Source organism: Brevibacterium paucivorans (assembly GCF_016907735.1).
GTDB classification, from domain to species: domain Bacteria; phylum Actinomycetota; class Actinomycetes; order Actinomycetales; family Brevibacteriaceae; genus Brevibacterium; species Brevibacterium paucivorans.
The window spans coordinates 1,826,048-1,837,967 of sequence record NZ_JAFBCP010000001.1; the positions used below are offsets into that span (position 1 = coordinate 1,826,048).

Annotated in this window: 8 protein-coding genes and 1 tRNA gene; 2 read left to right on the forward strand and 7 right to left on the reverse strand. The window is 61.6% G+C overall.

Annotated features, from left to right (window positions below):
* From selB to JOE56_RS08460, 4 genes are all read right to left on the reverse strand, one after another.
* The gene (gene selB, locus JOE56_RS08445) at positions 1–1,773 is read right to left on the reverse strand and encodes a selenocysteine-specific translation elongation factor (RefSeq protein WP_204515638.1); all 1,773 of its coding nucleotides are present in this window, start codon (positions 1,771–1,773) and stop codon (positions 1–3) included.
* A 1-nt stretch (position 1,774) separates the two neighbouring features.
* The gene (gene selA / locus JOE56_RS08450) at positions 1,775–3,121 is read right to left on the reverse strand and encodes an L-seryl-tRNA(Sec) selenium transferase (protein WP_204515639.1); all 1,347 of its coding nucleotides are present in this window, start codon (positions 3,119–3,121) and stop codon (positions 1,775–1,777) included.
* Positions 3,122–3,135: 14 nt separating this feature from the next.
* A tRNA-Sec gene (locus tag JOE56_RS08455) sits at positions 3,136–3,230 on the reverse strand.
* A gap of 31 nt (positions 3,231–3,261) precedes the next feature.
* On the reverse strand, positions 3,262–3,447 hold the full coding sequence (locus JOE56_RS08460; RefSeq protein ID WP_204515640.1) for a hypothetical protein: 186 nt from the start codon (positions 3,445–3,447) through the stop codon (positions 3,262–3,264).
* 124 nt (positions 3,448–3,571) lie between these two features.
* Here JOE56_RS08460 and selD point away from each other — a divergent pair, with 124 nt between their 5' ends.
* Positions 3,572–4,573 (forward strand): selenide, water dikinase SelD, encoded by a 1,002-nt coding sequence (selD, locus tag JOE56_RS08465; protein WP_204515641.1) that lies wholly within the window; start codon positions 3,572–3,574, stop codon positions 4,571–4,573.
* A gap of 127 nt (positions 4,574–4,700) precedes the next feature.
* A complete protein-coding gene (locus JOE56_RS08470; RefSeq protein WP_204515642.1) occupies positions 4,701–6,407 on the forward strand; it encodes an ABC-F family ATP-binding cassette domain-containing protein in 1,707 nt (568 codons plus the stop codon).
* Between the two features lie 38 nt (positions 6,408–6,445).
* On the opposite strand, the gene nrfD is transcribed toward JOE56_RS08470, so the two are convergent.
* Genes nrfD through fdnG form a run of 3 tightly spaced genes read right to left on the reverse strand, consistent with a single transcriptional unit; the run spans position 6,446 to position 11,900 of the window.
* Entirely contained in the window at positions 6,446–7,534 is a 1,089-nt protein-coding gene (nrfD, locus tag JOE56_RS08475; RefSeq protein WP_204515643.1) for an NrfD/PsrC family molybdoenzyme membrane anchor subunit, read from the reverse strand.
* A complete protein-coding gene (locus JOE56_RS08480) occupies positions 7,531–8,613 on the reverse strand; it encodes a 4Fe-4S dicluster domain-containing protein (RefSeq protein ID WP_204515644.1) in 1,083 nt (360 codons plus the stop codon). Before JOE56_RS08480 ends, nrfD begins: the two co-directional genes overlap by 4 nt.
* The gene (gene fdnG / locus JOE56_RS08485; protein ID WP_239530411.1) at positions 8,613–11,900 is read right to left on the reverse strand and encodes a formate dehydrogenase-N subunit alpha; all 3,288 of its coding nucleotides are present in this window, start codon (positions 11,898–11,900) and stop codon (positions 8,613–8,615) included. Before fdnG ends, JOE56_RS08480 begins: the two co-directional genes overlap by 1 nt.
* Between the last annotated feature and the right edge of the window lie 20 nt (positions 11,901–11,920).

Here is an 11,920-nt window from a genome sequence, read left to right on the forward strand (position 1 = left end):
CTAACCCCGCACACGCCTGAGGTTGCCATCCACACGGGTGGTCCAACCTCGGGCGTCTGTGTGTTCCAACAGCGGAATGGCAACCCTGCGGGTCGTGTCCAACGCTTGCCGTGCCTGACTCAACGTAAACGGTTGCACCAACCCAGCCAGCACCCGCATGGCGCGTGCCGGCGTAGACGGAAGCACCACCACGCCGTCGCTGAGACGCAACAGCCGGCCTGCCTGCTCGGCAGCGGCAAGCTCACGCGCACCCAAGCCCAGATCCTCCAGATCCTGGGCTTCCGGCGCGTCAAACGGGTGCTCAGACAAGCGCCGCTCCAACTCCGCGACACCAGCTTCTGCAGCCCCTAAAGAACCTGAGCCGGGCAGACGCGCAAACCCGGAAACCACCTCGGCGGGGGGCTCAACCAGCCCCTCAACCAACTCACGCGGGCACCCCACACTCTTCGCCAACTGCGCAAGCGGCACGCCCCGTGACAGCGGGTCACGGGTGTCGTCCTCAAGCACGCGCGCAACCTGGGCCACCCAGGTGCGCACAACGTCCTCCCGCACGAGCCACGCGCCCATGCGCTGAACGCCCGCCGGCAGCTGATCTGCCTCACCAGGCACTTCGTAGCCGAACGTGGTCAACGTGGACTCCCGCACGCACCCGCGGCGGGTCAGTTCAGCCGTGAAATCGGCAGGGGAGTAGTGCTCCAGGGCGTGGGCGCGCTCAGCGGCAGAACCACGCCGAAAAAGCTCGGGTGGGTCCACATCCAGCACGGTCAAACCACCCAGCACTGCACGCTCGCCGCTTCCACGCACCACCAGACGGTCACCCACCTGGACTGGAATCGAGCGGGACAGTTTCAGGCGCGCGTAGCGTTGGGACAAGGGCCGCACGTGCGCTTGCAGGCTGGCCGCGCCAATATGGACGGTGACGTCCGTGGGAATCGTGTCCACAGCCGTCCCAGTGACGTCCACAACGTCCGCCACATGCCAGGCATCCGGCGTGATGAGGGCGTCACCTCGGGAAATGTCCTGTGCAGAAACCCCGCGCAGGTTCAGCGCCACCCGGGATACCGGCGCGATGCTGCTGACTGCGGAGTTGTGATTCTGCAACCCCCGGACCGTGACGCGGGTGCGGGACTGCGCCGAGGTGAGCTCCAGGTTCTGCTCGGTAGCCACCGTGCCTTCGCCCAGGGTTCCCGTGACGATCGTGCCCGCGCCGGTGATAGAGAACGCGCGGTCGACCCAGATGCGCACCCGCCCGTCTGTATCTAGTGGGGGAGCGGCGCTGGTGACCGAGTCCAAGGCGTCGAGGAGTTCCGGCAGCCCGTCCCCGGTGACCGCCGAGGTGGTAACCAGGGGCGCATCGGTGAGGCAGCTGAGTTCGGTGCGGGCTTGGGAACTCGCGTGAGCGATCTGCTCAGGCGTTGCCGAGTCGCACTTGGTGAGCACAATGACACCTCGGGTGATTCCCAAGGCCTCGAGCGCGTCACGGTGATCAGTCGACTGGGCCGACCAGCCTTCATCAGCCGCCACGACGAAACACACAATAGGAGCCGGACCGAGCCCGGCCAGCATGTTGCCAATGAAGCGTTCGTGGCCGGGCACATCAACAAACGACACGTGCGTGCCACTGGGCAGCGTGCAGTGCGCGAAGCCTAAGTCAATCGTGAGCCCGCGCCGCTTTTCCTCATCTAACCGGTCTGGATCTGAACCTGTCAGGGCGCGGACTAGCGCGGACTTGCCGTGATCCACATGCCCGGCCGTGGCAATAACAAACGACATATCAGCGATCCGTGCGTTCAGTTTCCGCGCCTACAGCGTGGGCACACTCGATAATCCGGGAGGCAAGCACATGATCGTCCGCCGGTTCAACGCACCGCAGGTCCACCAGGCAGGCCCCGTCCTGTACATGCGTGACCACGGACGGTTCACCCACGCGTAACGGCTTCGCAAACGATTCAGGCAGCCGCACGGCCCAACCGGGAAGCTCCACTCCTGTTCCACCGCCGCCACCCACGCGACCTGCGTGGGGCGTGATCTCAACCGCCACCTCGGCGGCGTTGAGCGTTGCCGCCAGCGTGGCGGTGCGCTCACGGAGGTCCTTAGAGGACAGCCCTACATACGTGTGGACGGGCGGTTCCTCACCCACGACCGTGGCCGCCAAGGTGGCCAACACGAATTTACTGGCCCGCACCGCGCGCGCCAAAGGGTGAGTTGCAAGCTGTGTGACCAGCTGGCGCTTGCCCAGAATGATGCCGGCCTGCGGGCCGCCTAACAGCTTGTCGCCTGAAAACAGCACCACGTCTGCGCCGGCCTCCAACTCCGAGGTGGCATCGGGCTCGTTGGGCAAGTGCGGGTTGGGTGCCAAAAGGCCCGAACCGATGTCCACAACAAGCGGTACCTGGTATTCGCGCGCCAGTTGTGCGAGAGCCTGCGTGCTGGGGGAGGATGTGAACCCGGACTGTGCGTAGTTGGACGGGTGAATCTTGAGAATCGCGGACACCTCACCTGCTTCACACTCACGCCGATAGTCCGCCAGGTGGGTGCGGTTGGTGGAACCCACCTCGATGATGGTGGCACCCACCGAACGCATGAGTTCATGCAAACGGAAACCCGCCCCAATTTCCACGAACTCCCCGCGCGAAAGCAGGAGGCGGCCGGGCCGGCTCTGGGCTGCTACGAGCATGAGCGCCGAAGCGCAGTTATTCACCACCAGCGCGTCCTCAGCGGCAGGCACGTGGAGGGTGAGAGCGTCGGTGGTTTCGACACCTCGGCGCCCGCGCTTGCCGGACTCCAGGTCCATCTCAATGTCGACGTATGCGGCGGTGTGCTGGGCGACATCCGAGGCCCAGGGGCTCAACGGGGCGCGGCCCAGGTTGGTGTGGACCACCACGCCTGTCGCGTTGATGGTGGCGCGGTAGATGCCGGAGTTGAAGCGGGTGAGGTCTGCGACGAGGTCGTCACGGAAGGTCGCCGAGGTGAAGGAAGGTTGCGTGCGTGCGCGGTCTAGGTGCCGGCGGACAATGGCCCGCGTGGTAGTCGCGTTGAGGCGTGTTGAGGCTGTGCGAACCCAATCACTGGCCAACAGAGTATCGGTGCGTGGCAAGTTGCGACGCGGATCTTCAGACACGTGTCCCCTTCCTGTGGCGGAGGCGGACGGGAATCGAACCCGCCAAACCGAGCTACTCGGTTTCAACAGTTTTGAAGACCGCGGGGCCCACCAGGACCCGGACGCCTCCATGAGCAAAACCTACCATCGAAGGGCCTCACTTAGTTGTCTAACATTTCTTCGTAGAAGTCGAATTGCTCGTCAGTTCCGAATGGTTGAATCACCCAGTTCGAAGCTTTATGAGCGTGGAGCATTGCCTCGACACTGTCCACAAATTTCTCGTATTCAGCTGAATTGATTTTCACTGCAACGGTCAAGACAAAATTTTGTTCGTCGGCGTTCTCCATCGAAAACGTACTCCCACATAGCCGGTGCTTGGTTGAATGCGCGCTCACACGCACATTGAGAACATCGTTGCACACGTGAGGTGCGCTACGCGCATGATCTGTGAGCCTGGGATACGCTGAGCCCATGACTGCTCACGATCTTCCACGCTTAACGTCCCTAGCTCACGGTGGTGGGTGCGCCTGCAAAATCCCGCCGGGCGAACTCGAAGAAGCCGTGAAAGGCTTGGCTGGCCAAGACTACGACTCAGTTGTCGTTGGCCTGGACGACGGTGACGACGCGGCGGCGGTGAGTATTGGCAACGACACGATTGTGCTCTCAACAGCCGACTTCTTCACCCCTGTCGTTGACGACGCGTTCGACTGGGGACGCATCGCAGCAGCTAACGCACTGAGCGACATTTACGCGATGGGTGGTACCCCTGTGGTGGCCATCAATCTGGTGGGTTGGCCACGTGAAGTGTTGCCTCCGTCCCTGCTGAAGGATGTGCTGGCCGGTGGCCTCGAAGTTGGTAAACAGGCGGGGGTTCCCGTGATCGGCGGGCACTCGGTGGACGACCCTGAACCCAAATATGGCATGGCCGTGACCGGCACCGTGACCCCTAACGCGCTCATGCGCAACGACGCTGCTACGCCCGGCCTTCCCATTACGTTGACTAAGCCACTGGGCGTGGGAATCCTCAACAACCGCCACAAGGCAACCGGCGACGTGTTCCCTGAAGCGGTCGAATCCATGACCATGCTCAACCGTGAGGCAGCGGTTGCCGCGACACAAGCAGGTATCACCGCAGCCACCGACGTCACCGGATTTGGTCTGCTGGGTCACCTGTTCAAAATGTGCCGCGCATCCGGAGTAGGTGCCCGTATCGACATGTCCGCTGTACCCGTTCTGGACGCTGCCAGAACAAGTGTGAGCGAAGGGTTCATCCCCGGCGGCTCACGCAGGAACTTGGACTGGGTGAAGTCGAACCTGGCTGAACAGTTCCAGGTGGGCGCAGGCGTCAGCGATGACGACGTGATCCTGTTGGCTGACGCTCAAACCTCAGGCGGACTGTTGCTCGTAGGTGAAATTCCGGGCCACCCGGTCATTGGCTACACCACGGACGAACCGGGTATCCAGATCAGCTAAGAATAGCCCCTGCCACATATCTGGTGAAGTCCCTTGTGTATGATGGACTCATGCTCAAGTGATCTTCGTTCCGCTCCCGTGACCGAGGCTGTGCCCGGCGGGAGATCGCGCGACCACGAGGATCTTTATGTCTACCACCAACTCACCTGCGTCATCCCCTGCTCACCTTCGAGTGGAGGGGATCTCTAAATCATTTGGCGACCGTCGTGTCCTGACCGATGTCTCTTTCTCCGTTCCTGCTGACAGCCGTGTGGGATTGATCGGGGAGAACGGCTCTGGCAAGAGCACGTTATTGCGGATCATCGCCGGACACACTCAACCAGACACCGGAATTGTCCGCGTGTCTCGGCCAGGGGGATTGGCTACGGTGGGCCTGCTACACCAGCGCCCGCCTTTTGACATGGACGATTCTGTCGCTAACGCCCTCGAATCCGCCGTAGCCCATGCCCGGCGAGCTGCAAAAGCAGTTGAACAGGCTTCACAAGCGCTGGCTGAGGATCCACATACGCCAGGTGCTGCCGAACAACTTGCCACAACCTTGGAAACCGCTCAACGATTGGGAGCCTGGGAATTAGATGCCCGGATCAGCACTACGCTGGCAGGATTTGGGCTCGCTCACCTCGATCGTGAGCTTCCTACTGGATCCTTGTCAGGTGGCGAGCGCGCCCGCCTGTCCCTGGTGTGGCTGTTGCTTTCTCGACCGGACGTACTCTTGCTGGACGAACCCACGAACCATCTGGACGACGCAGCTTCCGAGCACTTGTGCCAAATGTTGGCCGAGTGGTCTGGACCTGTGTTGATAGCAAGTCACGATCGCGCGTTCCTCGATGAGTCTGTCACCGGCTTGGTTGACCTTGACCCCCGCCCAGTACCTCATAAGGCACAAGACACCTCGGCCGGTCCAGCTTCAGGCGTGGGCGTCACTCGCTACACGGGCACCTACACCGACTATCTAGATGAACGTCGACAGGTCCGAACCCGATGGGAGCTCCAATACGAAGAAGAACAAGCAGAGCTCAAACGGTTAAGCGCCGCGTTGCGTAACAGCCGGACGGTCGGCCATCCGGGCCGCGAACCTCGTAGTGAGATTCGAATGGCCAAAAAGTTCTACGCTGACCGGAACGCTAAAGCTGTCTCGCGCCGCGTGAACGACGCTTGTGCACGGTTAGAGGAGCTTCAACAACGACAAATTCGGCGTCCACCTCGAGAGCTAGAGTTCCAAGGTCTGACCGCCGCTAGTAAACCTGAACCGGCTAAAACGGGTACCGTTATCAGCGCCGTGAAGGTCAGCGTTGAGAACCGTCTTGCTTCGGTATCCCTGACTGTTGATCCGTCCACAAAACTGCTGGTCACTGGTGCAAACGGGGTGGGAAAGTCCACTTTGCTTTACGTGCTTGCTGGCGATTTATCTCCGTCCCGAGGTGTCCTGACTCGTCGTAGTGGTGTGCGCGTAGGCATGTTGGCGCAGGAGACCACTCTTCCCGACCCTCACCGCCGGGGGTCAGGTCGCACGGTAGCGCAGGCGTACGCAGACATGGTGGGAGTTGCACGGGCGGAGCAGGTTCCTCTGTCGACGTTTGGGCTAATCGCGCCCTGGGACCAAAATCGTCCCGTCGAAGCTTTAAGCGTGGGACAAAAACGTCGCCTGGCCCTGGCAAGCCTGCTGGCCGATCCGCCAGACGTGCTATTGCTGGACGAACCCACGAACCACCTCTCATTGGCGCTCGTCACTGAACTTGAGGCAGCCATTCCGGGGTACCCAGGTGCGGTCGTGGTTGCTTCACACGACAGGTGGCTACGGCGCAACTGGAATGGCGACGTTTTAAAGCTATGACGGCGGGCTGACGCAGTCTTTACGCTCAGCCAGTCACCTCACGTGACAATTGAGTCGTGCGTGATACCCGCCTCTTGACGCGCCCGCAACCGGGCTTTCTGCGGTTCCACCACATACTTGGGGTCCTGTGTGGACGCGTGCCCTGCGTCCATGACTCCGAACCTGGTCAGCGCCGAACCTGCCACCAGGCACGCGCCCGACACAATCGCACCCACCCGGTTGCGCCCCACCAGGGCAGTGCCCACACCGCCGGCAATCACACACGCTTCTGACAAGTGCATGAGCTTGCCCGCGTGCCCAATCTCCAGCGGTTCGGCTTCCAACGGGTGCATGTCCTTCTTGGTCCACGTCAGCGCAATCAAGTCCCCGGCCACACCCATGAGCGCTAAGAGTCGCGCTGGCCCCGCCTGCGCGGGGGAAGTGGTGACCATGGCCGCACCTCCGGCTGCCAAAGACGCCGAGGAGGCAAACACAAACGGCAACCCTCGCCTGGCCGCGTTCCAGGTGGGAACTGCTGTGTTGGACAAGAGCGCTGCCGTGTACACGGCAAGTGGCGCACCCAAAGCAGACGCGAGGAACCCTGCCGGGGTTTCCATGGCGAACAGAGCCTTCTTACCGGCCTTCACCAACGCAGTATCTTCGCCGGGGATGTGACCTTCCAACATGCGCACGACCTCGGCCGCGGCAGCTACACCCGCACCGGTGGAAAAACCACCCAAAATCCACGACCCCAAACTCATAGGGGACGTGACCTTCACGGTGCGCATCATGTTAAGAAAACGTTCGGGACGCCCCAGATCAGCAATCAGCGCCACCGCTCCGGCACTGATCGCGCCCAAAGCTGTGAGCCTGGCGTTACGACGAAGCTCGTGCAGCCCCGTCATGTGAGCGCCAGCTGCCAGCAAAGCGGAACCACCGGCAATGCCACCCAACACCAGGTACGCGCCAATCTCATGCTTCCACGGCGGGGCTTTTACAATCGGGCGACCGTAATACGACTCGAACTGTGCCTCATCCACCATGAGGTCTTCGCCACCGCGCTTTTTACGCTTGCCGCCTTGCCCAAAGAACTTCCGGAAACGCTTTTCGCGCTTTGGAGGCCGGTAGCTGTCGAACTCTTGCGTCACTTGCGACCTCCCAAGAACGCGACCGTAGCGGCCGCGAGCATACCTAACGCAGCCACTCCCGCACGCTTGTACATGCTGGGCAGATCCGCCGTGGGCACCCGCGGGTCGGGCGGCAAACCGTACACTTCAGGTTCGTCCAGAAGCAGGAACACCGAACCCGTTCCGCCCACACCGTCATTGGGGTTGGCGCCGTACAGCCGTGCCTCAGTCATGCCGGACTCACGCAACTCGGCCACGCGTTCTTGCGCGGTTTCGACCATCGAGTCATGGTCACCGAACTTAATTGACGTGGTGGGGCACGTCTGTGCGCACGCAGGAGTCTGACCCTCCACGAGCCGGTCGTAACAGAGCGTGCACTTGTTCGCCGTGCCTGGATTGGGCACTTCCTGGTCCAACGGTTCACGGTCCGGGTTCGTATTCACCGTGCCATCGTCACGACGCTCAATCACCCCGAACGGGCACCCAGCAACACACGTCCCGCACCCGTTGCACACGTCATTTTGCACCACGACAGTGCCGAACTCCGTGCGGAAAAGCGCACCCGTGGGGCACACGTCCAAGCATCCGGCGTGCGTGCAGTGCTTGCACACATCCGAACTCATCAACCAGCGGAACTCGGGGGTATCCGGCTGAGCGTCTGCGCCGGTGGGGGCACCCGCGCCAGCAGCGTCACCTTGGCCAGCCAGCCCACCCAAAACATCGACGTTAGACAGATCCTCTGACGGGGCAGGCAAGGTGGCCCGCGCCTCGGGAGAGCTACCTGCTGGGCGCACCTGCGGCATACCCAAGCTCACCAGCTTGCGGCCCGACTCCCGTGCGCTCGCAATATCGTCCTTGCCTTGCTCAACGAACTTCACGTGTCGCCACGTGTTCGCGCCAAGACCACCGGTGTTGTCGAAGGACGAACCCAGCATCTCCAACGAGCCGTCCTGCGGGTTCCGGTTCCACTCCTTGCACGCAACTTCGCACGCTTTACACCCAATGCAAATGGAGGAGTCGGTGAAAAAGCCCTTGCGTTCGTGGGAGGTGTGCCATTTGGCATCAGCAATCGGGTCGGTCGCTCCGGCTAGCTGGCCCATTACTTGTCACCTCGTTTAAATCGCGCACGCTTATCATCCCACTTTTGACTATCCCGCGTCGCCTCAGCTCCTTCGACCGGCGTAGGCCCTTCGCCTGGGGGCGGAACCGCACCTTCCTGCGCTGGGAGGTCGTGCCCGGTATCCAAGGTGACTCCCGCCTCGGCCCGGTACTTATCAACCAAATCCCGCAACGCTTCACCACGCGGCCTGCGCCCCGGTTTGATGGCAACCGCGATCGACTTGGACTCCTGAATCTGCGCGTTGGGGTCCATGGTGACACCAATGAGGTCGTTCGCCGAATCCCCGGACACCACCGCGTGCGAACCCTGCGCCCAGTGGTACGGCAAACCAATCTGGTGAACCGTGCGCCCGTTGATGTCCAGCGGCGTGAAGCGTTCACTGACCATCACGCGGGCCTCAATCGCTGAACGCGGCGTGATCAACGTGGCCCATTCCCCGTGCGTCAGGCCTTCAAGCTCAGCCAGCTCAGGGGACACCTCACAGAACATTTCCGGCTGGAGTTCCGCTAAGTACGGCAACCAGCGACTCATTCCACCTGCCGTGTGGTGTTCCGTGAGGCGATACGTGGTGAACACGTGCGGGTACACATCCTTGCCCGCTTCGCCACTGCCCGGCGAGTACAGGTTGATGTCGTCGGCGATCGTCATGCGCGCTGGGCTGTTCTGCGGGTCGTACAGCGGGTTCGGAATCGCCGACTCCGGCGGTTCGTAGTGCGTGGGCATCGGCCCGTCGACCACACCGGTGGGTGCGAAGAGCCAGCCCTTACCGTCGGCTTGCATGACGAACGGGTCATCACCGGCAAGAGCGGCCGGTCCCACAGCGTCTTCCGGCGGTTCGTAGTCAGGAGCGCGGTCGGCTGGGAAGTCCGGGATGTCGTGACCCGTCCAGCGCTGCTGCTCCTGATCCCACCACACGTACTTCTTACGTTCTGACCAGGGCTTTCCTTGCGGGTCAGCGGATGCGCGGTTGTAGAGCATGCGCCTGTTGGCCGGCCATGCCCAACCCCATTCGCGGGCTGCGATGTCCTGTTCCTGCCCCGGTTTGCGGTTGGCGGCGTGGTTGATTCCGTCGGCAAACACGCCGGTGTAGATCCAGCAACCGCCCGAGGTGGTTCCGTCCGCCCGCATCTCATTGAAGTTGGCGAGTGGCTCACCTTTGTTGGGGCCGTCGAGGTGGAAACCGTTGATTTCGGCAAGGACTGCTGAAGCGTCGGGCTCACCGTGTTCATCGACTGGGTAGTCCCACGTGAGGTCCAAGAGCGGACGGTCACGCGGGTCCGTGGAGTCAGCGAGCTTTGCGCGGATCCGGTTTCCTAAGTCGTAGAGGAACTCCAAGTCCGAGGTGGCATCCCCGGGCGGAGTGATGGCTTGGTGGCGCCACTGCACGAGGCGCTGCGTCTGTGTGAACGTTCCGGCCTTTTCCGTGTGGTTGGCCGCCGGCATGAAGAAGACTTCCGTACCGATGTCTTCTGTGCGCAGTTCGCCCGTTTCGATTTCGGGCCCTTCTTTCCACCAGGTCGCCGATTCGATCATGTTGAAGTCGCGCACAACCAGCCACTTGAGGTGCGACATGGCCATACGCTGCATGCGACCGTTCGCAGACCCCACCGCCGGGTTCTGCCCCAGCAAGAAGTACCCGTCAACCTTGTCCTCAAGCATCAACATGCACGACTGGTACGTGCCGTGCGGTCCGTTAATACGGGGGAGGTAGTCGTACGCGAAGTCGTTTTCTGGTGTGGCCTTGTCACCCCACCACGACTTGAGCAGGCTCACCGCGTACGCATCGCCGTTGGCCCAGAAGCCCTTCTTCTTTTTGTCGCCCACGGCGCCGAGGTATTGGTCCAGGGTGTCGTGCGTTCCGGCTTTGGGCATGGGTAGGTAGCCGGGAAGCAGGTGGAACAGGGTCGGGATGTCCGACGCACCTTGAATGGTGGCGTGCCCGCGCAATGCCATGATTCCACCGCCGGGGCGTCCCATGTTTCCAAGCAGAAGCTGGAGGATCGCTGCCGTGCGGATGAACTGCGTTCCCATGGAGTGCTGCGTCCAGCCCACTGCGTAGGCAAAGCACGTGGTGCGTTCCCGCCCGGAGTTCTGCGTGATGGAGCGTGCCACGTACTCAAAGTCTTCGCGCTTAATGCCACACATCTGTTCCACCAGCTTAGGGGTGTAGCGCGCGTAGTGGCGCTTAAGGATTTGGAAAACCGTCCTGGGGTGCTCATATGTGGGGTCGGTGGCTGGGCGACCCGTTTCAGGATCGATTTCGTACGCCCAACTGGACTGGTCGTAGGTCTTGGAGTCCTTGTCGAACCCAGAGAACAGCCCGTCGAGGTCCTCCGTGTCGCGGTAGTCCTCGTTGATGATCGTGGCGGCGTTGGTGTAGGCCTTCACGTACTCGGCAAAGTACGCGTCGTTTTCGATGACCCACCGGATGAGCGCTCCCAAGAACACAATGTCTGAACCCGCCCGGATAGGCACGTACTTGTCAGCAAGTGCCGAGGTGCGACTAAAGCGAGGGTCGATGTGAATGACGCGTGCCCCACGCTTTTTAGCTTCCGTCACCCATTGGAACCCAACGGGGTGAGCTTCAGCCATGTTAGAACCTTGGATCACAATGCAGTCGGCATTGGCCATGTCCTGGAGGTACTGGGTGGCGCCTCCTCGCCCAAATGAGGACCCCAAACTGGGGACCGTGGCGGAGTGTCAAATACGTGCCTGGTTTTCCATCTGAACAGCGCCGGCGGCGGTGAACAGTTTCTTAGCCAGGTAGTTTTCTTCGTTGTCGATCGTGGCTCCACCCAGGGACGCGATTCCCATGGTGCGGTTAAGCGGACGACCGTGTTCGTCAGTGTCTTGCCAGTGAGCGCGACGCGCTTCAATGAAACGTTCCGCGATCATGTCCATCGCGGTGTCTAAGCTGATCTTTTCCCAATCCGTGGAGTGGGGAGCACGGTATAGAACGTCCGTGACACGTCCAGGTGCGTTCACCAATTGTTCTGAGGCCGCACCCTTAGGGCACAAGCGTCCACGTGAAATAGGGGAGTCCGGGTCACCTTCGATCTGTACAACTTTGTTGTCTTTGACGAAGATTCGCTGGCCACACCCCACGGCGCAGTAGGGGCACACGGACTGAACGACTTTGTCAGCGGTCACTGTGCGCGGTTCAGTGTTCTGGGTCTTTGAACTGGTCACGGAAGGACCGCGACCAAAGGCGTCACCAGTGGTGAGCTGACGCACCACTGGCCACTGCAAGAAACTCAACCGACCCATGCCTGGGAGTCTAGCACCAG

Excerpts from the sequence above, each read along its gene's own strand:
- selB (WP_204515638.1), bottom strand. The coding sequence starts at position 1,773 with ATGTCGTTTGTTATTGCCACGGCCGGGCATGTGGATCACGGCAAGTCC.
- JOE56_RS08460 (WP_204515640.1), bottom strand. The coding sequence starts at position 3,447 with ATGGAGAACGCCGACGAACAAAATTTTGTCTTGACCGTTGCAGTGAAA.
- selD (WP_204515641.1), top strand. The coding sequence starts at position 3,572 with ATGACTGCTCACGATCTTCCACGCTTAACGTCCCTAGCTCACGGTGGT.
- JOE56_RS08470 (WP_204515642.1), top strand. The coding sequence starts at position 4,701 with ATGTCTACCACCAACTCACCTGCGTCATCCCCTGCTCACCTTCGAGTG.
- JOE56_RS08480 (WP_204515644.1), bottom strand. The coding sequence starts at position 8,613 with ATGGGCCAGCTAGCCGGAGCGACCGACCCGATTGCTGATGCCAAATGG.